The organism is Rhizobacter koreensis, assembly GCF_013366375.1.
In the GTDB taxonomy this organism is placed as follows: domain Bacteria; phylum Pseudomonadota; class Gammaproteobacteria; order Burkholderiales; family Burkholderiaceae_C; genus Schlegelella_A; species Schlegelella_A koreensis.
In genome coordinates, this window is sequence record NZ_JABWMJ010000001.1 from 104451 (window position 1) to 125115 (window position 20665).

General features: G+C 73.0%; 15 protein-coding genes. 5 read left to right on the plus strand and 10 right to left on the minus strand.

All coding sequences use genetic code 11. The annotated features are described in order from the left end of the window. Positions 1 to 79: 79 nt before the first annotated feature. Entirely contained in the window at positions 80 to 1606 is a 1527-nt protein-coding gene (gene glpK / locus HQN59_RS00470; protein ID WP_176065013.1) for a glycerol kinase GlpK, read from the minus strand. Positions 1607 to 1731: 125 nt separating this feature from the next. On the opposite strand from glpK, the gene glpD reads away from it, so the two are divergent. Further along, positions 1732 to 3462 (plus strand): glycerol-3-phosphate dehydrogenase, encoded by a 1731-nt coding sequence (glpD, locus tag HQN59_RS00475; protein WP_246294618.1) that lies wholly within the window; start codon positions 1732 to 1734, stop codon positions 3460 to 3462. A gap of 173 nt (positions 3463 to 3635) precedes the next feature. Here the strand turns inward: glpD and HQN59_RS00480 are convergent, their stop codons facing one another. The 6 genes from HQN59_RS00480 to HQN59_RS00510 form a co-directional block, all read right to left on the minus strand. Further along, a complete protein-coding gene (locus tag HQN59_RS00480; protein WP_176065015.1) occupies positions 3636 to 4139 on the minus strand; it encodes a TPM domain-containing protein in 504 nt (167 codons plus the stop codon). Next, on the minus strand, positions 4139 to 5131 hold the full coding sequence (locus HQN59_RS00485; protein ID WP_342451083.1) for a TPM domain-containing protein: 993 nt from the start codon (positions 5129 to 5131) through the stop codon (positions 4139 to 4141). Before HQN59_RS00485 ends, HQN59_RS00480 begins: the two co-directional genes overlap by 1 nt. Before the next feature lie 42 nt (positions 5132 to 5173). Further along, positions 5174 to 5806: a LemA family protein gene (locus tag HQN59_RS00490; RefSeq protein WP_176065019.1), complete on the minus strand. Its 633-nt coding sequence runs from the start codon at positions 5804 to 5806 to the stop codon at positions 5174 to 5176. A gap of 106 nt (positions 5807 to 5912) precedes the next feature. Beyond that, positions 5913 to 7331, minus strand: coding sequence for a transglycosylase domain-containing protein (locus tag HQN59_RS26715; RefSeq protein ID WP_176065021.1), 1419 nt, complete (start codon positions 7329 to 7331; stop codon positions 5913 to 5915). After that, positions 7328 to 8932: an exosortase Q gene (gene xrtQ, locus HQN59_RS25885; protein WP_246294619.1), complete on the minus strand. Its 1605-nt coding sequence runs from the start codon at positions 8930 to 8932 to the stop codon at positions 7328 to 7330. The genes HQN59_RS26715 and xrtQ overlap by 4 nt, the downstream gene beginning before the upstream one ends. 10 nt (positions 8933 to 8942) lie before the next feature. Further along, positions 8943 to 11006 (minus strand): VIT and vWA domain-containing protein, encoded by a 2064-nt coding sequence (locus HQN59_RS00510; protein ID WP_176065022.1) that lies wholly within the window; start codon positions 11004 to 11006, stop codon positions 8943 to 8945. Between the two features lie 143 nt (positions 11007 to 11149). On the opposite strand from HQN59_RS00510, the gene HQN59_RS00515 reads away from it, so the two are divergent. The 3 genes from HQN59_RS00515 (at position 11150) to HQN59_RS00525 (ending at position 13980) form a co-directional block, all read left to right on the plus strand. Next, complete coding sequence (locus HQN59_RS00515) at positions 11150 to 12022, plus strand: N-formylglutamate amidohydrolase (protein WP_176065024.1); 873 nt, start codon at positions 11150 to 11152, stop codon at positions 12020 to 12022. A gap of 95 nt (positions 12023 to 12117) precedes the next feature. Further along, positions 12118 to 12975 (plus strand): fumarylacetoacetate hydrolase family protein, encoded by an 858-nt coding sequence (locus HQN59_RS00520; protein ID WP_176065026.1) that lies wholly within the window; start codon positions 12118 to 12120, stop codon positions 12973 to 12975. A gap of 30 nt (positions 12976 to 13005) precedes the next feature. Then, positions 13006 to 13980, plus strand: coding sequence for a tripartite tricarboxylate transporter substrate binding protein (locus HQN59_RS00525; protein WP_176065028.1), 975 nt, complete (start codon positions 13006 to 13008; stop codon positions 13978 to 13980). A gap of 13 nt (positions 13981 to 13993) precedes the next feature. Here HQN59_RS00525 and HQN59_RS00530 read toward each other — a convergent pair whose 3' ends face one another. Beyond that, entirely contained in the window at positions 13994 to 16582 is a 2589-nt protein-coding gene (locus HQN59_RS00530; protein ID WP_176065030.1) for a PQQ-dependent sugar dehydrogenase, read from the minus strand. 314 nt (positions 16583 to 16896) lie between these two features. On the opposite strand from HQN59_RS00530, the gene HQN59_RS00535 reads away from it, so the two are divergent. Continuing rightward, the gene (locus HQN59_RS00535; protein ID WP_176065032.1) at positions 16897 to 17874 is read left to right on the plus strand and encodes a Bug family tripartite tricarboxylate transporter substrate binding protein; all 978 of its coding nucleotides are present in this window, start codon (positions 16897 to 16899) and stop codon (positions 17872 to 17874) included. Positions 17875 to 18043: 169 nt separating this feature from the next. On the opposite strand, the gene HQN59_RS00540 is transcribed toward HQN59_RS00535, so the two are convergent. Both HQN59_RS00540 and HQN59_RS00545 read right to left on the minus strand, forming a co-directional pair. Beyond that, entirely contained in the window at positions 18044 to 19021 is a 978-nt protein-coding gene (locus HQN59_RS00540) for a Bug family tripartite tricarboxylate transporter substrate binding protein (protein WP_176065034.1), read from the minus strand. 142 nt (positions 19022 to 19163) lie between these two features. Continuing rightward, positions 19164 to 20591 (minus strand): flagellin N-terminal helical domain-containing protein, encoded by a 1428-nt coding sequence (locus HQN59_RS00545; RefSeq protein ID WP_176065036.1) that lies wholly within the window; start codon positions 20589 to 20591, stop codon positions 19164 to 19166. Between the last annotated feature and the right edge of the window lie 74 nt (positions 20592 to 20665).

A 20665-nucleotide genomic window follows, 5' to 3' on the forward strand; every position in this document is an offset into this window, starting at 1 on the left:
GCGCCGGGGCCGGGCCGCCAGTCCCGGCGGCCGACGCGGGGCTCGCCTGGCGCGCCGACCCCGGCGGATGCGACGATCGCTACGCCGTCGCCTGCGCCACTGCGTGCTCCCAGCGCGCCATGCGCTCGCTCGCTTCGCTGCGCGACATCGTCGGCACGAATCGGCGTTCGACCCGCCACTGCGCGGCGAGCTCGTCGGTGCTGGCGTAGACGCCGCAGGCCAGGCCGGCGAGGTAGGCCGCGCCGAGCGCGGTGGTCTCGGTGACGCGCGGACGCAGCACCGGGATGCCGAGCAGATCGGCCTGGAACTGCATCAAGAGGTCGTTGACCGACGCGCCGCCGTCCACGCGCAGCTCGGCGACGCTCGACGCGCCATCCGGGCCGGCGTCGCGCCGCATCGCGTCGAGCAGCGCGGCGCTCTGGAACGCGATGCTCTCGAGCGCGGCCCGCGCGATGTGCGCGATCGTCGTTCCTCGGCTGAGGCCGACGATCGCGCCGCGCGCATCGGGCTTCCAGTACGGGGCGCCGAGACCGGTGAACGCCGGCACGAACAGCACGCCGCCGCTGTCGGGGACGCTCGCGGCGAGCGCCTCGACCTCGGTGCTCGAGCGGATCGCCTGCAGGCCGTCGCGCAGCCACTGCACCACCGCGCCGCCGACGAACACGCTGCCCTCGCGCGCGTACTGTGGCTCGGCGCCGGTCTGCGCGGCGCTCGTCGTGATGAGCCCGTGCGTCGACGTCTCGAAGCGTGCGCCCGTGTTCATGAGCATGAAGCAGCCGGTGCCGTAGGTGTTCTTGACCTGGCCGGGGCCGAAGCAGGCCTGCCCGAACAGCGCGCTCTGCTGGTCGCCGGCGACGCCGCCGATCGGCACCGGCGCGCCAAGCAGGTCGGGCGTCGTCTCGCCGAACACGTGGCTCGACCGATGCACCTGCGGCAGCAGCGCGCGCGGCACGTCGAGCGCGCCGAGCAGCTCGTCGTGCCAGCGGTTCGCGTGAACGTCGAACAGCAGCGTGCGCGACGCGTTGCTGACGTCGGTCGCGTGCACCGCCTTCGCGCGGGTCGCCCGGTCGGCACCGCCGGTGAGCTGCCAGATCAGCCAGCTGTCGATGGTGCCGAACGCCAGTTCGCCGACGGCCGCACGTTCCCGTGCGCCGGGCACCCGGTCGAGCAGCCACGCCAGCTTGGTGCCCGAGAAGTAGGCGTCGAGGACGAGCCCGGTCCGGGCGCGGAACATCGGTTCGAGGCCGCGTTCGCGCAGGCGCTCGCACATCGGCGCGGTGCGGCGGTCCTGCCAGACGATCGCGTTCGCGACCGGCTCGCCGGTCGCGCGGTCCCAGACCAGCGTGGTCTCGCGCTGGTTGGTGATGCCGATCCCGGCGAGGTCGCTCGCCTGCAGGCCGGCGCGCGCCAGCGCCTCGCGCGCGGTGGCGAGCTGGTCGGCCCAGATCTCGCGCGGGTCGTGCTCGACCCAGCCCGGCTGCGGATAGATCTGGCGCAACTCGCGCTGGGCGACCGCGACCACGTTGCCATCGCGATCGAACACGATGCTGCGCGAGCTCGACGTGCCCTGGTCCAGGGCCAGCAGATACGACTTCGACGCGCTCATCCCGTCCTCCGGCGCAAACGGCGCCGATGCAAGAATAAGCGCCGCACCGCCGAAGCCTGGCCCCGGCAGCCTGTCGAAACGGTTTGCGATCCGAACCGCATCACATTCGCCTGCCAGGACGCAGCTTGGACCCTCATCGAACGGCTTCGCCGACTTCCCGCCCCGACGGCTCGGCCGCTCCGCCCGACGTCGACGTCGCCATCGTCGGCGGCGGCATCAACGGCTGCGGCATCGCGCGCGACCTCGCCGGGCGCGGCGTGCGCGTGCTGCTCGCCGAGAAGGACGATCTCGCCGCGCACACCTCGTCGGCGTCGACCAAGCTGATCCACGGCGGGCTGCGCTACCTCGAGCACCGCGAGTTCGCGCTGGTCCGCAAGGCGCTCGGCGAGCGCGAGGTGCTGCTCAAGGGCGCGCCGCACATCATGTGGCCGCTGCGCTTCGTGATGCCGCACGACCGCGCCATGCGGCCGGCGTGGATGATCCGCATCGGCCTCTTCCTCTACGACCACCTGGCGCCGCGCGAGATGCTCGAGGGCTCGCGGCGCGTCGACCTCAAGACGCACCCGGCGGGCGCGCCGCTCGCTGCGCGCTTTCGCACCGGCTTCGTCTATTCGGACGGCTGGGTCGACGACGCTCGCCTGGTGGTGCTGTGCGCCATCGACGCCGCCGAGAGGGGCGCCGAGATCCTGACCCGCTGGCGCTGCGTCGACGCCCGGCGCGAGCCCGGGCGCTGGCGGCTGACGCTCGAGAGCGACCGCGGCGCGCGGCGCAGCGTCACCGCCCGCGCCCTCGTCAACGCCGCGGGGCCATGGGCAGCGCAGTTCCTGGCCGAGCACGCGCACGTGCCGCGCGCCGCGACGCTGCGCCTCGTCAAGGGCAGCCACATCGTGGTGCGCAAGCGCTTCGAGCACGACCACGCGTACATTTTCCAGAACCCCGACGGGCGGATCATCTTCGCGATCCCGTACGAGCGCGACTTCACGCTGATCGGCACCACCGACGTCGAGCACCACGGCGCGATCGGCGCCGCGCAGATCGACGCCGGCGAGATCGAGTACCTGTGCGAGCAGGCGAGCCGCTACTTCGCCCGGCCGGTCACGCCCGCCGAGGTGGTCTGGACCTATTCGGGCGTGCGTCCGCTGCTCGACGACGAGAACGGCAATCCGGCCGCGGTGACGCGCGACTACCGGCTCGAGCTCGACACCCGCGGCGCGCCGCTGCTTTCGGTGTGGGGCGGCAAGATCACCACCTTCCGCAAGCTCGCCGAGGAAGCGGGTGACCGCCTTGCACCGACGCTCGGGCTGGCGAAGGCCGGTGGCGCATGGACGCACACGGCGCCGCTGCCGGGCGGCGATCTCGCGGCTTGGCTCGAGCGCCACGCGAGCGGCAGCGGCGGCGCGACACCACGCGCGACCGGGGCGACGGGCGGCGGCGTTGCGCCCGACGCCGCCGCGGCATCGGCCGGCACGAGCGCGCCGGTGGCCGGTGCGCCGCACGCCACCGCCACGCCGGCGACGCAGCCCGGCGCCGACCTGTTCGAGCGCTTCGTCGACGCGCTCGTGCGCGAGCACCCCAGGGTTCCGGCCGGCGTTCTGCGGCGCTGGGCGCGCGCCTACGGGACGCGCGTCGAGCGGGTGCTTGCCGGCCCGCTCGGCCATGAGATCGCGCCCGGCGTCTACGCCGCCGAGCTGGAGTACCTGTGGCGCGACGAGTGGGCGCGCAGCAGCGACGACGCGCTGTGGCGCCGCAGCAAGCTCGGGCTGCATCTCGACGCGGCTGGAAGGTCGGCGATCGCGGGCTGGTTCGAGGCGCGGCGCGCGCAACCTGCCGCCGAAGCCGCCACGGTCGAGCGCTGAGCAGCGGCCGCGCACGCGGCGACCGGCGGCCGTGGGCGGCCTCGCACCCTCGGCTCAACGCGGCCGCGGATCGTGGCCCAGCTTTCCCGCGAACGCCACCCTCGACGCCACGCGCGGGTGGCCCGCAGCGCCTTGCCGCCGTTCGAGCAAAGCAGCGGCCGGCGCTCGCCGCGTCAGAGCATCAGCGGGGCGTCCGGCAGCTCGTTGCGATCGTCCGCCGCGCCGCGCGGGAAGTGCTCGACCAGCAGGGCGTCGACCGCCGACACGGCGCGCAGCAGGCCGGCCTCGAAATCGCCCTGCCGGAACGCCTCGCGCATCGCGCCGGCGATCTCGTCCCAGCGTGCCGGCTCGACGCGCTGGTGCAGACCACGGTCCGCGACGATCTCGAACGCGTGCTCGGCGAGCAGCACGTAGATCAGCACGCCGTTGTTGGCCTCGGTGTCCCAGACCTTGAGCTTGCCGAACAGCGTGACCGCACGCTCGCGCGGCGTCGCATCGCGGCGGATGTAGCTCCACGGCAGCCCGGCCTCGATGCAGACGCGGATCTCGCCCGTGTGGTGCCGTTCGCTCGCCGCGACCGCCGCCTCGATACGGGCGCGCGCCGCTTCGGGGATCAGACGCGCGGCGTCGCGCTCGTCGACCAGCCGGTGCCTGAGGAGCCGCGTGATCCAGTGCATCACCAGCTCCCCGACGCGCCGCCGCCGCCGAAGTCGCCGCCGCCGCCCGAGCTGAAGCCGCCACCGCCACCGCCACCGAAGCCGCCGCCACCGCCGAACCCGCCACCGCCGAGGCCACCGCCCCAGATGATCGGTCCGCCGAAGCCGCCACGCCGGCGCCCGCCGCCGAAGCCGCCTCCACCGCCCCCCATCAGTCCGACCAGCACCAGCGCGAGCAGCCCGGCAACGACGCCGATCACCGCGCTCGCGGTCAGCCACCAGCCGAGGCCGCCGACCGCGCCGGCGGTCAGCACCGAGCCGGCCTTGCGACCCGCGACGCTGCGCAGCACGCCGCCGACGATCGGCACGCCGATCAGCAGCAGCAGCCCGAGGTCGCCGAAGTCGAAGCCGCTGCTCGGCCGGCCGAGGCCGTCGCGCTCGCTCGGCGCCGGCAGGTTTTCGCCCGCGATGCGCTCGGCGATGCGCTCGACCGCGCTGTTCAGGCCACCGGCGTAGTCGTTGGCGCGGAACGCCGGCGTGACCGCGTCGCGGATGATCCGGCCGGCGACCACGTCGGGGATCGCCCCTTCGAGCGCCTTGGCGACCTGGATCGAGATGCGGCGGTCGTTCTTGGCCACCACGATCAGCACGCCGTCGCCGACCTCTCGGCGCCCGATCTTCCAGGTGTCGCCGACGCGCTGCGCGTAGGCGGCGATGTCCTCCGGCTGCGTGGTCGGCACGATCAGCACCATCACCTGCGAGCCGTGGCGCTCCTCGATCGCCTGCAGCTTGGCGGCGAGCGCCTCGACCTGCGCCGGGTTCAGCGTCGCGGTCTGGTCGATCACGCGCCGGCCCTCGATCGCCGGCACCGGGAGCACGCCTTGCGCGGCGGCGAGCGGGCCGGTGAGCACCAGCACGGCGACCAGCCACGCCTGGAGCAGCCTGCCCCAGCCCAGCACGCCGTGCGGCGCCCGGGGCGGCACCGCTGCGGCGGCGGAGCGAGAGATCGGCAAGCGGGCGCCCATCGGGTCAGCGCCCCGTGACTCGGCCCTGCCTCAGCGCGACGCCGGCTTGTCGAAGCTGACCGGCGGCGGCGCCGAGATCTGCGCCTCGTTGGCGACCGTGAAGTTCGGCTTGGTCTTGTAGCCGAACACCATGGCCGTGAAGTTGGTCGGCACGCTGCGCACCTTGACGTTGTACGCGGCGACCGTCTGGACGTAGCGGTTGCGCGCGACCGTGATGCGGTTCTCGGTGCCTTCGAGCTGCACGCGCAGGTCCTGGAACGCCTGGTTGGCGCGCAGCTGCGGGTACTGCTCGGCGACGACCATCAGCCGGCTCAGCGCGCCGGTGAGCTGGCCCTGCGCCTCCTGGAAGCGCTGGAATGCCTGCGGGTCGTTGACCAGCTCGGGCGTGGCCTGGATGCTCGTCGCGCGCGAGCGCGCCTCGATCACGCGGGTCAGCGTCTCCTGCTCGAAGTTGGCCTCGCCCTTGACGGTGGCGACCAGGTTCGGGATCAGGTCGGCGCGCCGCTGGTACTGGTTCAGCACCTCCGACCACGCCGCCGTCACCTGCTCGTCGAGCGACTGGAACTCGTTGTAGCCGCAGCCGGGCAGCGCGACGAGGGCGGCGATCGCGATCGCCGCGCCCGACAGGCGCGCCGGAATCGATGCTGGACGTGGCTGGCGCATGCGCTCGCTCTCCTGGTGCTCGGGCGGCGCAATGGTACCCGGCGCGCCACGGCGGGCGCTCGGCGCGCGCGTCGGACGCGGCCACGTCGGCGCGTCGGAGCGCCGCCTATCGGCTCATCGCGGCTCGCACGCTCGGCGGGTCGGGATCGCCCCGGCGCGCGAGCACCACCGGCGGCGGCACGAAGCGCGCCGCCTCGCCGGCGAGGCGGGCCCGCGCGGCGCGGCCGAGCGGGCGCATGCCGTGCGCGATGGCCGCGAGGCGGGTGGTCGGCGGCGCGGCGCCGCTCCAGCGCACGAGCTCGCGCTCCGGGTTGCGCAGCAGGCTCGCCAGCCACACCGCCTCCGCGGCGTCGAGCGCCGCCGCCGGGCGGCCGAAGTAGTGCCACGCCGCCGCCTCGGCGCCGCACTGGCGGTCGCCCCACGGCGCGATCGCGAGATAGAGCTCGAGGATGCGCGCCTTGCCGAGCGCGCGTTCCAGGTCGGAGGCGTGCAGCAGCTCCCGCAGCTTGCGCGCCATGGTGCGGTCGTCGCCGGTGTAGAGCAGCTTGGCGAGCTGCTGGGTGATCGTGCTGGCGCCGCGCCGGCGCTCGTCGGGCTCGGCGACGCCTGACCAGGCCGCGCTCATCTCGTCGAGGTCGTACCCGGGGTGCTCGTGGAAGCGCTGGTCCTCGGCGGCGAGCACCGCGCGCGCCACCCAGCTCGTCGGGCGCAGCGCACGCGCGGCCGGCCGACCGCAGGCCGGCGCCGGCGCGGCACCGAGCAGCGCCTCAGCGCCGAGCCCGGCGACGCCGAGACCTTCGAGGCGCGGCTCGATGGCGAAGCGGCCGCTGGGCAGCGCGACGCGGATCTCGACCCCGGCGCGGCCGGCGATGCGGGCGTGCCGCAGGTCGCCGAGCGCGTCGCCGAACGCGGCGACGACATCGGCCATCGGCACGTCGTGCGCACGCAGTTCAAGGTCGGCACCCTGCCGGTCGAGGCGCAGGCGCCAGTCGAGCGGCACGCGGTCGACCCGCAGCGTGCCGTGCAGGTCGTCCTTGCCGCGGCGCTGCAGCGTGGCGACGACGCGGGCAACGCGGATCGGCCGCGCCGCGAGCACGCGCGAATCGATCACGCAGGGCGCGCAGGTGACGACCAGCGCGGTCGCTCCGGCGCTGCCCGGCGCGGCGTCGATCGCCAGCGTGCCGGCACGCATCGCGATGCGTCGGCCGGCGAGCACGCGCAGGCCGAGCGGATGCGTCGCGACGCGGATCAGTGCCGGGGCGCTGAGCGTCGCGCCCCAGCGTGCATTCCCGACACGCAGCGCCCACTCACCCGGCTGGGCACGCAGCAGCGCGAGCGCGGTCGCGCCGAGCAGCAGCGCGCCGGCAAGGAGCAGCAAGAGCGTCAGCACGGCGGCGCGGGCGAGCGTCGGCAGCCAGCGGCGCGGGCCGGCCGCTGGTGACGTCTCGGCGCCCGGGCCGGAGTCGACGGCCTGCGCCCGCGCCCGCTCAGGGTGGCGCCGCAGCGGGTCGCTCGACGCGCTCACGGCTCGCTTCCCAGCGGGGTCGCGATCGTGACCGCCTGCCACGGCCCCGCCGAGCGGCCGAGACTGGCGGCCCAGAACCAGGCCGACGCGTCGGTGAAGGCGTCACCCGCCGCATCGACGATGCGCTCGCAGACGCGCACGCGGCGCCCGTCGCGGGTCGCGACGAAGCAGCGCCAGAGGGCTCCGTCGGCGTCGCGCTCGAGGCGAGCGTCGGCGATCCGGTAGCCGAGGCCGCGGTAGCAGTCCGCCGCCGGGTGCAGCATGCGCGTCGGCGTCGCCACCTGGCGCCAGACCACGACGTCGCGCCCGTCGGTCAGGCGCTCGATGCGCCCCGGGAACTGCGCCGCGAAGCGCGCCTCGACCGCGCCGAGCGCGAGCGGGCGGAGCGGCCGCCCCTGCCACTCGCGCGGCGGCTCGACCGGCGCCATGCGGGTGGCGGGCGCGCCGGTCGCCCGGGTCGGCAGGGCGACTGGCAGCAGTGCGCAGGCGGCGAGCAGCCCGGCAAGCGCGGGACGCCAGACGCAGGATGTCCGCGACCCGGTTCGACCGGATCCCCTGCCGACGACTTCTGGAGCCCACGCCGCCGGCGCGCCGCGGGCCGCATCCGCTTGCCCCGACGCCCGCGCCGCAGCGCCACCCGCCGGAGCGCGAACGCCCCGGCGCACGATCGCGACCACCGCGGCGCACACCACGGCGAGCACCGCGACGCCGACCGCGTCGTGCAGCCACGCCGGTGCCGCCCGGCCGCTCGCCTCGACCGCGACCAGCACGCTGTTGCGGATCACGTTGCCCGCGAGGACCAGCGCGCCGACCGACGCCAGGCGGCGCACGAACGAGCGCTCGGTGAGGCGGCAGAGCCAGCCGACCGTGCAGGCGCAGAAGTAGCCGGTCCACACCATCTGCACGCCCGAGCAGGGCGCGTCGACGATGACGAGGCGACCGTCGACCCCCATCGCGGCGCCGCTGCGTTCGGCGGCGAAGCCCGCCGCGGCGAGCAGCCAGGTGCTGACCTCGGCGGTGACGATGCGGAGCGGAAAGCCCGCGTAGAACTGCAGCGACGAGATCAGCGGCAAGGCGAGCAGCGCGAGGCCGGCGAGCGGCAGCATCGGCTCGGCCGCCGGCGTGAACGCGCGCAGCGCCGCACCGAGCGCGAGCGCGCCGAGCAGCGCCGCGACGAGCGCCGGCAGGGCGAACCCGCCGGCGACGGTCGACGCGGCGGCGAGTGCCGTCGCGGCGCCGAGCCAGCCTCGCGAGGGCTCTCGGCGCAGGCGCGGTGCCAGCCGGACGACCGCGACCAGCAGCACGGCAAGCGCCGCGACGCCGAGCGGGTCATCCGAACCGTCCGCGAGCCGCGCGGCGGCCCAGGTCCAGCGCGGCCAAAGGGCGAGCGCGAAGGCGGCAAGCCAGGCGAGCGGCGGCAGGCTGCCGAGCGACTCGGCGAGGCGTTCGCCAAGGGCAGGCGCCCGGAAGACGCCGCCGTCAGCGCGCGACCCCTCGCCGAGGCGACGCGTCGACACGCGAGCGGCCTCGGCGCCCGGCGGGCGGTCGCCCCGCGAGGCAACGGACCGGGCACCGGCGACCGATTCGATCACGGCGTTCATGGCGGCAGCCTCAGACGCCTTCGCGTCGATCGCGGCCCTGCCACACGGCGCCGCCGAGCACCACGCCCGCCACCGCTAGCGCCAGCCAGAACGCCGGCTCGGGCGTGCCGGGTACCTCGGCGCCGATCGCGAGTTCGCTGACGCCCTGCGGCAGCGGCGACGCCTGGTCGACCGTCGGCGCGAGCGCCGGGTTGGGGTTGCGGACGATGCGGTCGACCGCGATGAAGCTGGTGTAGGCGGTGAGCAGGTTGTACGAGAGCCCGAGGCGGGTGATCGCCGCCTTCTGGGCGTTGCCGCCGTCGAGCGCCTCCTGGTCGGCGAAAGCGCCGATGCGTTCGCGCGCCCAGAGATAGCGCAGCGCCGACGCATTCGCGCTCTCGCGACCGCGGGCGCTCGCCTCCGCATGGAAGGCGCCGGTCGCGGCACGCCCCTCGACCACCAGCTTGGCGCTCGCGACCTGGCTGGCGTCGCCGCGCCACTTGCCGAACACCACCACCGGGCGGCCGCCGAGCACGTCGGGCAGCTGCGCCGGCTCGACGTCGTAGGCGTCGAGGCCTTCCAAGCGCGCGCTCACCTGCGTCAGCAGCGGGCTGTCGATCATGCGGCGCAGGCGCTCGGCCTGTGCGGCGGCCGCGGCCGGCTTGGTGACGACGAACGCCTCGCCGCGCCCGGCGCGCGCCATGCCTTCGATGAGGTGCCGGTTGACGCTGCTGCCGATGCCGAACGCGAACAGGTTCGCCTTGCCGAGGTTGGCGCGGATGAGCTGGAACGCCTCCGATTCGACCGTCACGTAGCCGTCGGTCACGACGACGATGCTGCGCGACACGTCGGCGGCCTTCGGCAGCGCGTAGACGCGCTTGAGCGCCGGCACCAGCTCCGTCCCGCCGGAACCCATCGTCTGGTTCAGCTCCAGGAGCGCGCGGTCGATGTTGGCGCGCGTCGCCGGTACCGACTGCGGCGCCAAGGCCCGCGCCGAGCCCGAGAACAGCAGCACGTTGAAGGTGTCGCTCGGGCGCAGCGAGCCGATCAGCTTGTCGAGCAGCACCTTGGCGGTATCGAGCGGGTAGCCGTGCATCGAGCCGGAGATGTCGACCACGAACACGTAGTCGCGCGGGCTGATGGCGGTCGGCGCGACCGCTTTCGGCGGCTCGACCATCGCGAGGAAGAAGTTCTCGGTCTCGCCGCGGAACAGCAGCAGGCCGGTCTCGATGGCGTCGCCGGCGAGCCGCCAAGAGAGGATGAAGTCGCGGTCGTGGTGGATCGGCGCGCCCGGTGCAGCCGCCTTCAGCGCCGCGGTCGCGTGCTCGGTGTCGATGCCGCCGAGCTCGACCCGGTGGCTGCTCGAACGCAGATCCTTCACCGCGAGCGGCGTGTCGATCGCCACCTTGAGGTCGAACGCCATCGTGCTGGCGCTCGCGTCCTTCAGGTAGGGCGTTGCGACCCATTTCTCGCGCGCCGCGGCACCGGCGGGCGCGTTGTAGCGCGGGCCGACGACGGTCGGGAACACGAACTCGTAGCGCGCGTCCTGCGGCGTCAGGAGCTCGGTGTAGCGCAGTTCCACGGCCACGTCGTCGCCGGGCAGGATGTTGGCGACGTTCATCTCGAACACGTTGGGGCGCTGCTGCTCCAGCAGGGCGCTGGTCCTGCCTTCCTTCTTCGCCGTCTCGTAATCGATGCGCGCCTGCTGCTTCTCGCGGATCTGCGCGGTCAGCAGGCGATCGCCGAGGCGCACGTTCATCGCGTACACCGCGGCCGCGGTCGAGCCCGGGAACACGTAGCGGGCCTCGATCGGGCGCTGACCCTCGTTGCGGTAGTGCTGGGTCACCGTGACGTCGGCGATCACGCCGGCGATCCGCACGTCGACGCGCGTCGATTTCAGCGGCAGGCGGTCGGTCGACGGGTCGCTGCTGTTGACCGCGAAGTACGGGCTCTCGGCCTTCGGCGCGTCGGCGTCGTAGGCCTGGGCCGGCGCCCAGGCGACGACCAGCGCGGCGGCGAGCAGCGCGACCACCACCAGCCAGGCGACGCGGCCGGCGTCGCTGAGAGGACGCACCTCCCGGATGAACGACAACATGACGGTTCTCCTCGTTGAACGCCGCCCCTCGGCGGCACGGGGAGAACGATCGCGGCGTGCTGCGAAGCCATTTCGAAGGTCCGCATGCGCTTCGTGAAGGCCAGGTGAAGCGACGGTGAAGCCGCTGTCGCAGAATGCGGCGCATGCCTGCCGAACGCCCCGACCCCGCCGCGCTGCTGATCCACGGCCCTGCCGAACCGGTGGTGCCGCTGGTGCTCGACTCGCCGCACTCGGGCTGCGTGTTCCCGGTCGACTTCGGCTCGGTGCTCAGCGAGTTCGACCTGCGCGAGGACGAGGATGCATTCATCGACGAGCTCTACCGGCCCGCCAGCGAACGTGGCGTGCCGCTGATCGCGGCGCAGTTCCCGCGCACCTACGTCGACGCCAACCGGCATCGCGGCGACATCGACCTCGAGCTGATCGAGGGCGGCCGCTGGCCTTACGAGTACGTGCCGAGCGGCAAGGCCGCGCTCGGCAAGGCGCTGCTCTGGCGCACGCTCGACGACGGGCGGCCGATCTACGACCGCAAGCTCTCGGTGGACGAGGTGCAGCGCCGGATCGAGCGCTTTCACGCGCCGTACCACCAGGCGCTGATCGACCGCATCGAGGCGACGCATGCGCGCTTCGGCGCGAGCTGGCACATCAACTGTCACTCGATGAACGCGGTCGCCGGACCGCAGGGCGAGGGCGGCCAGGGCAGTTCGCGCGCCGACTTCGTGGTCGGCGACCGCGACGGCACGACCTGCGACGCCGGCTTCACCGAGCTCGTGCGCAGCATCCTCGCGGGCATGGGCTACGACGTGCGCGTCAACGACCCCTACAAGGGCGTTGAGCTGGTGCGCGCGTACTCCGATCCGGCGCGCGGGCGCATGAGCCTGCAGCTCGAGATCAACAAGCGGCTCTACATGGACGAGCGGGCACGCGCCAAGCACGCCGGCTTCGCCACGCTCCAGAAGAACCTGATGACGCTGATCGACACCCTGGTCGACGAGCTCGGCCCGCGCGTGCGCCGCTGATCGGCTGAGGGTCCGCGCGAGGGCAAACGCCAGCCACCCTCGAACGCGGCGCCGACTAGCATCGGCGCCCGATTCCGTGTTCCAGGAGAGCGCTCGTGCGCATCGCCACCTTCGAAATCAACGGCCGGCTGCAGGTCGGCACCGTCGCGGACGACGGCGCATCGGTCACGCCGCTCGCGTTGGCACCCGAAGACGCCGCACGCGGCGCGCTCGCGCTCATCGAGGCGGGCGGCGATCTGCCGGCCGCGGCCGGCGCGCCGATCGCATTGGCCGACGTGCGCCTCGTCGCGCCGATCCCCCGGCCCCGCCGCAACGTGTTCTGCGTCGGCCGCAACTACCACGCGCACGCCCGCGAGCTTTCGGGCTCGGTGTTCAAGAGCGCGGGCGACGAGCCGGCCTGGCCGATCGTCTTCACCAAGGTGCCCGACTGCGTGGTCGGACCGCACGACGAGGTGCGGCTGCCGCTCGACGTGACCCGCGAGGTCGACTACGAGGCCGAGCTCGCGGTCGTCATCGGCCGCGGCGGCCGCAACATCGCGCGCGCGGACGCGATGGGCCACGTCTGGGGCTACACCATCGTCAACGATGTCACCGCGCGCGACGTGCAGATGCGCCACCAGCAGTGGGACCTCGGCAAGTCGTTCGACACGTTCTGCCCGATGGGCCCGTGGATCGCGACCGCCGACAGCTTCGACGGCGCCCGCACCCGGGTGCGCTGCTGGGTCAACGGCGAGCTGCGCCAGGACGCGTCGACCACCGACCTCATCTTCGACATTCCGACGCTGATCGAGACCTGCTCGCGCGGCATCACGCTCTACCCCGGCGACCTCATCGCGACCGGCACGCCCGCCGGCGTCGGCATGGGTTTCAAGCCGCCGAAGTTCCTGCAGCCGGGGGACGTGGTGCGGATCGAGATCGACGGCCTCGGCACCCTCGAGAATCGTTTCGTCTGACCACGGTCGAACCGTACGCAGGAGACCCGCATGCACCGCCGCGCCGCCGCGCTGACCTTCGCCTCGCTCGCCGCGCTGCTCGCGGCGCCCACCTTTGCGCAGTCGAGCTATCCCGACCACCCGATCACGATGATCGTGCCGTTCCCGCCGGGCGGCGTCGCCGACACCGTGGCGCGGCCGGTCGCGGAGGCGCTCTCGCGCGAGCTCAAGCAGACCGTCATCGTCGAGAACCGCGCCGGCGCGGGCGGCGCGCTCGGCATCGGCGTCGCGGCGCGGGCGCCGGCCGACGGCTACACGGTGCTGCTCAGCCTCTCGTCGATCTCGATCCTCCCCGAGGCCGACAAGATCCTGGGCAGGAAGCCCGCCTTCGAGCTGAAGCAGTTCCGCCCGATCGCGCGCTTCACCGCCGACCCGACGGTGCTCGTGGTGCGTGCCGACGCGCCGTGGAAGACGTTCGCCGAGTTCGTCGCCGACGCCAAGAAGAAGCCCGGCACCTACAACTACGGCAGCTCGGGCAACTACGGCACCATGCACGTGCCGATGGAGATGCTCAAGGCGTCGGCGGGCTTTCGCATGACGCACATCCCGTACACCGGCGCCGGCCCGGCGATCGTCGCGTTGCTCGCCGGGCAGGTCGACGCGATCGCGAGCGGCCCGTCCACGGTTGCGCAGCAGATCCAGGCCGGCAAGCTGCGCGCGCTCGCGCACTGGGGCGACCACCCGCTGGCGTCGCTGCCCGAGGTGCCCAGCCTCAAGCAGCTCGGCCACCCGGTGCGCTTCGCGCAATGGTCTGCCCTTTTCGTTCCGGCAGGCACGCCCGAGGACGTGATCAGGAAGCTGCGCGCGGCATCGGCCAAGGTCGCGGCCGATCCGACCGTGCGCCAGGTCATCGGCAAGGCGGGCAGCCCGATCGAGTACCTGGACGCGCCCGAGTTCCAGACCTACTGGGACGCCGACGCCGCCGAGATGACGAAGGCGGTGCGCACGGTCGGCAAGGTCGAGTAGCGCTCCGGGCGTCTCAGCGGCCCCAGGCCTCGATCTCGACGATCCGCGCGTACGAGAACGGCGCGTTCGTCACGACGACCCGCACGCGGTCGGTCGTGAACGGCGCGAACGTCACGCTCCGCTTGACGAGGTTGTTGCCGGCGACGCTGCCGAGCGTCACCCACGCCGCGCCGTTCCAGCCCTGCACGCTGAAGTCGGTGACGCCGTACTGGCTGAAGGTGAGGCTGTCGCCGGGTTCGCCCGCGCGGGTCCAGTCGTCCTGCAGGGTCACCACGACGACCCGCTCGATCGTGCGCGTGGCGCCGAACGCGATCTCGACCGAATCGGGGAAGGCGTCCGCCGTCGCGTCGTTCCAGCCGCCGCCGAAGCCCCAGGTCGCGCCGACGCGATCGCCGTCGTTGACGGCGGCGACCGGAAAGGCGCTGCTGTAGGTGCTCGACGCCGACGCGGTGGCACCCTGGCTGGCGGCCGCGACGTTGAACGCTGCCGCACTCGCCGCGCCGTAGGCTTCGATCTCGACGATGCGCGAGTAGTCGGCGAGCGCTCCCGTGACGTTGACGCGGACCCGGTCGGTCGTGAACGCAGGGAACGTGACGGTTCGCTTGACGAGGTTGTTGCGGTTCACGCTCGCCAGCGTGACCCACGCGGTTCCGTTCCAGCCCTCGATCGTGAAGTCGGTGACACCGTAGGCGGTGAACGTCGTGGCGTCGCTGGGCTCCACCGGATTCGCGTAATCGTCCTGGAGCGTGTAGACGACCACGCGATCGATCGACTTCTGGCCGTTGAAGATGACTTGGACCGAGTCCGGGAAGGCGCCCGATGTCGCGTCGTTCCAGCCGCCCCCCGCGATCCAGCCGGAACCGGTGCGATCGCCGTTGTTCACCGCGCTGACCGGAAAGCGCGCGTCGTACGTGCTCGACGCCGACGCCGTGGCGCCCGATCCAGCGAAGGCCACGTTGGTCGCTGCACCCGTCGCGTCGGCGCCGAATGCTTCCACCTCGACGATGCGCGCGTAGCCCTGCAGTGCGCGTGTGACCACGACGCGAATGCGATCCGTCGCGTAACCCTGGAATTCCACGCTCCGCTTGATCCGGTTATTCCCGGCCACGGTGGCCAGTTCCACCCACGCCGAGCCGCTCCAGCCCTCGACCCGGAAGTCGGTGATGCCGTACGCGCTGAACGTCATGGCGTCGGTCGGTTCGACCGGACTGGCGTAATCGTCCTGCAGCGTGTAGACGACGACGCGATCGACCAGCTTGGTGCTCGGGAACGTGACCTGCACCCAGTCCGGGAACACGTCCGACGTCGCGTCGTTCCAGCCGCCCCCCGCGATCCAGCCGGCCCCCGTGCGATCGCCGTTGTTGATCGCGGCGACGGGAAAGCGCTCGTCGTACGTGCTCGAGGCCGAGGCCACCGCACCAGCGCTCGCCGCCGCGATGTTGTTGGCGACCGGCGGCGGCGGCCCCGCGAGCCGCTGCACGGTGCCGCCGAGGCCGACGACGTAGATCTCGCCGGCTTCGTCCTCGCCGAACGACGAGATGTTGAGCGAGGTGTCGAGCAGGCGACCGGCGACGCCGTTCTGCAGCGCGAAGATCTCGCCGGTGCAGTAGTCGCCGAATATATAGGTGCCGGCCGGGAAGGTGCCCGCGCCGCCGCGGTAGCGATAGCCGCCGGTGACCGAGCACCGCCCGCCGGAATGGTCGTATTGCGCGACCGGCGGCACGTAGTTGGCCGCGACGCACGATGCCGGGCCGAGATTGGTGCAGGCGGTGCCCTCGAACACGCGCCAGCCGTAGTTGCCGCCGAGCGTGACGACGTCGATCTCCTCCAGCGCGCCCTGGCCGACGTCGCCGGCCCAGAGCTCGCCGGTGAGCCGGTCGAACGAGAAGCGGAACGGGTTGCGCAGGCCGACGGCGTAGATCTCGTCACGCCCCGGCGTCGCGCCGGCGTACGGGTTGCTCGGCGGCGACGAGTAGCGCAGACCGCCCTCGGGCCGGTCGACATCGATGCGGAGGATCTTGCCGAGCAGCTCGTTGACGTTCTGCGCGCGGTTGCCCGGGTCGTTGGCCGAGCCGCCGTCACCGGTCGCGATGTAGAGCAGGCCATCGGGTCCGAACGCGATCATCCCGCCGTTGTGGTTTGAGAACGGCTGCGCGATGGTCAGGATCACCTGCTCGGTCGCCGCGGTCGCGGCGGGATCCGCACCGACCCGGTACTCGGCGATCACCGTCGCGCCGTCGCCGGCACGCGTGTAGTTCACGAAGAAGCGCCCGTTGCTCGCGAACTGCGGGTGGAAGGCAAGGCCGAGAAGGCCCTGCTCGCCACCCGCGACGACCTTGCCCGCGATATCGAGGAACAGCGTCGTTGCGGACGCACCCGGGGCCATCACGCGGATGCGGCCGCCGAGCTCGACGACGAAGAGCCGGTTGCTGCCGTCGCGGGCGTTCGTCACGAGCACCGGGCTCGCGAGCCCCTGCAGCACGGGAACGAGGCGGAGGGTCGTTTGAGCACGGGCGGAGCGCGCGAGCAGCGAGCCGCAGATGGCGAGCAGCAGGGCCGCGAGGACGAGAGCGGCGCGACGCGGCGGGCGGGTGATCGTCATGGTCGAGGCTCCGGGAGAGGGGATGACAGGAGGGCCGCAGTGCCGCGGCCGCAGCGCGCATGAAGGCTGGCGTGACGCCCTCGTCACGCCGAGAGCCGGAGCCTAGACAGCACCGCGCCGGCCGGCAACCCGGCGGCGGTGTGCCGCGGCAAGAGCGGTGCCCAGGTGTTGCGCGCGAGGCCAACCGACCCAGAGCTGCGTACCCGGCTGAGGCGGACCGCTCATGGCACCGGCCGCGCGAGCACTCTCGGCGCGCGCCGTATCCTCTGCGCCACCGCCAACCGCCGGGGCGCCAGCCCCCGAGGAGACATCCCATGCGATTCGACATCAAGCGCCTCGTCGCGGCGGCTGCCGCCGCGCTCGCGGTGAGCGGCGCGAGCGCCGCCGACCCGTTCCCGACCAAGCCGGTGACGCTGTTCACCGCGTTCGCGCCGGGCAGCGGACCCGATGCGGTGCTGCGCCTGGTCGCCGACAAGCTCGGGCGCACCTGGAACCAGCGCGTGATCGTCGAGAACCGCCCGGGCGGCGGCGGCTTCATCGCCATCGACGCGGCGCGCCGCGCCGCGCCCGACGGCTACACGCTGCTGCAGCTGGACAGCGAGCACCTCGCGGCGCTGCCGCACCTTTACAAATCGCGAGGGTTCCAGACCCTGCAGACGTTCGAGCCGGTGGCGGCGCTGTTCCGCACGCCGTTCATGGTGGCGGTCGCGACGACGTCTCCGTGGAAGTCGATGCGCGACCTGATCGCGGCCGCGAAGTCCGAGCCCGGCAAGATCACGTACGGCTCCTGGGGCGTCGGCAGCCCGGGGCACCTGGGCGCCGAGCAGCTCGAGATGGCCAGCAGCATCGACATGCAGCACGTGCCGTATCGCGAGGTTTCGCAGCTCTACACGTCCGTCGGCGCCGGCGACGTGGCGTGGAGCTTCGCGAGCATCCCGTCGAGCCAGGGCGCCTACAAGGCGGGAAAGCTGCGCTACATCGCGGTCGCGGCGCCACGCCGCATCCCGCAGATGCCGGACGTGCCGACGGTGTCGGAAGCCGGCGGCCCGGCCGGGCTCGACGTCAACTCGTTCGTGGTGCTGGTCGCGCCGCGCGGGATTCCGGCGGCGACCCGCGACAGGATCAACGCCGACGTGCAGAAGGCGCTCGCCGAGCCCGACGTGCGCGCCCGCTTCGACACCTTCGCGTTCGAGACGCTCACCTGGGCCGCGCCCGAGATCGAGCGTCAGGCCGAGGCGAAGTCGCGCACCTACGCCGAGCTGGTGCGGCGCAAGAACATCAGCCTCGAATAAGACAGCCGCGAGGGAACCGCATCGCGCCGGCGCGGTTCGGGGCGTGTCGTCGACGACGACACGCCCAGGGCCTGCCGGCCGGCCGAGCCCGCGTCGGCGGCCGGCACTGCGCTGCGAGCGCGCGGCGCCACCGGCCCGGCGGCGCTTCGTGTTCAGGCGGGGCGCGCGATCACTCGGCCGAGAGGCCGCGCTCCTTGATCAGACGGTGCCAGAACGCGTTCTCGCGCTGCAGGAACGCGGCCAGCGCAGGGCCGTCCGACGGCGTGACCTCGAGACCGAAGTCCTCGAGCTTGGGCTTCACGTCGGGCGCGTTGATCGCGCGGTTCAGCTCGGCGGTGAGACGCGTCACGACCTCGGCCGGCGTGCCCTTCGGCACGAAAAGCGCCTGCCAGGCGGTGACGTCGAAGTCGGTGATGCCGACCTCGTGCAGCGTCGGCACGTCCGGCAGCGCGGCGATGCGCTGCTTCGACATCACGGCGAGCGCCTTCACGCGCCCGCCGCGGATCTGCGGCAGCCCGGCAGCGGTGTCGAGCACGATCATCGGCACCTGGCCGCCGATCACGTCCTGCACCGCCGGCGCGGTGCCGCGGTACGGGACGTGGACGACGAAGCTCTTGGTGCGGTCCTTGAGCAGCTCCATCGCGAGGTGGTGCGGGCTGCCGATGCCCGGCGACGCGTAGCTGTACTTGCCGGGGTTGCGGCCGACCTCGTCGAGCAGCTGGCGGATGCTGGTGAAGCCGCTCTGCGGGTTGACGGCCACGATGAGCGGGAAGCGCGCCATGAAGCCCACCGGCACGAAGTCGGCCGGGTCGTATGGCAGCTTCTTGTACATGGCGCTGTGGAACACCATCGCGCCGTTGTCGCCGGTGACGATGGTGTAGCCGTCCGGCGCCGCCTTGGCGGCGTTGTCGGTGCCGATGATCCCCGCCGCCCCGGGCCGGTTGTCGATGACGATGGTCTGACCGAGCTGGCGGCCCATCGCCGGCGCGAGCTGGCGCGCCAGGAAGTCGGAGCCGCCGCCCGCCGGATACGCCACCACCCAGCGGATCGGCTTGGCCGGCCAGGTCTGTGCCAGCGCCGGAAAAGCGGCGGCGAGCGTCGATGCGGCAGCGAGCAGGGTGCGCCGGCGCGCGGGACAGAACCTCATGGAGAGCCTCGGGTGCGGATGAAAGGCGCGCATCTTAGACGCGCCGCCCAGCGGCAGAGCGGACCGCGCGCGGCCTTCCGTCGGATCGTCGAGACAGCTCGCAGCCCCCAAGCCCGCTCGGCTCGGTGCGCCTCGCGCGCGCTCAGCGCAGCAGCTGCAGCACCTGCTGGGGCAGCTGGTTGGCCTGGGTGAGCATCGCCGTGCCGGCAGCCTGCAGCACCTGCGCGCGCGAGAGGTTCGCCGTCTCCAGCGCGAAATCGGCGTCCTGCACCCGGCCGCGCGACGCGACGAGGTTCTGCTCGGCGGTGCCGAGGCTGCGGACGGTCGACTCGAAGCGGTTCTGGGCGGCACCGAGCGCGGCTCGGCTGGCGTCGACCTTCCTGAGCGCACGGTCGATGCTCGCGAGCGCATCGTTGGCACCGTCGACGGTCGAGACGTCGACCTTCGACAGCGGCGTTCCGGTGCTCGACGTCATCGGGATCATCCACACCCCGCCGCCGAGGTGCAGCACGCCGAGCCACCCCGGGCTGGCGGTCGGCGCTTCGTAGTCGATGTTGATGGTCCCGGCAGTGCTGCCGGTCGCCGCGAGGCCGAAGTCGGCGACGCTCGATCCGGTGAAGCTGCCCGGCACGTAGCCGGTGACGATGTTGCGGCCGTCGGCGGCGCTCAGGCTGATGCCGCTTCCGGTGTCGCTCGCGGTCACGCCGGTCGCGGTGCTCGCGGCGTTGATCGCCGCGACCGCGCCGCTCCGGTTGGCGGAGAGTCCGGCAGCGTCAGCGCTGCCGGCGAGCGCAATGGGCACCCCGTTGATCGTGAACGTGGCCGTGCCGGCGGCCGACGCACCGCTGCTCGAAACGCCCGCCGCCACCGTGGTCGCGTTCGCCGTCACCGCCAGACCGCGCACCCCCAGCGTGTTGACGCTGGCTGCGACGGCCTTGGCGTCGTACTCCCGCGGCCCGGCGTGCAACAGGACGTTCTCCGCGTAGACGTAGAGCGACTGGGCCGGGTTGCCGGCCGGCCCCACGGCCTGGTTCTTCAGCGCGAGGCCCTCGTAGGTGCCGAGCGCGCCGGCACGCAGATTCGCGAGGCCCTGCACCGCGATCGTCTCCTTCGCGTTGGCGCCGATCTGGAAGCTCTGCCCCGCGAAGCTGCCGTCGAGAATGCGCGTGCCGTTGAAGGTGGTCTGCGTGGCGACCCGGTCGATCTCGCCGACGAGCTCGGCGACCTCGCGCTGCAGCGCGGCGCGGTCGGTGCTCGAGTGGGTGCCGTTGGCGGCCTGCACCGCGAGCTCGCGCACGCGCTGCAGATTGCCGCTCACCGACGCGAGCGCGCCGTCGGCGGTCTGCAGCAGCGAGATCGCGTCGTTGGCGTTGCGCGCCGCCTGGCCGATGCCGCGTGCCTGCGCAGTCAGCCGCTCGGCGATCGCGAGTCCGGCCGCGTCGTCCTTGGCACCGTTGATGCGCAAGCCCGTCGAGAGCCGCTCGATCGAGGCGGCGAGCGTCGCCTGGGTGCGCTCGGTGGAAAGACGCGCGCCCAGCGAGGCCGGGTTGGCGTTGAGGATCGACGGCATTGGACGGGATCGGGACGGAAGCGCTCGGGAACGACGCGGGCCGAAGCGGCGTCGCCGCCTTATCGGCTGCGCCG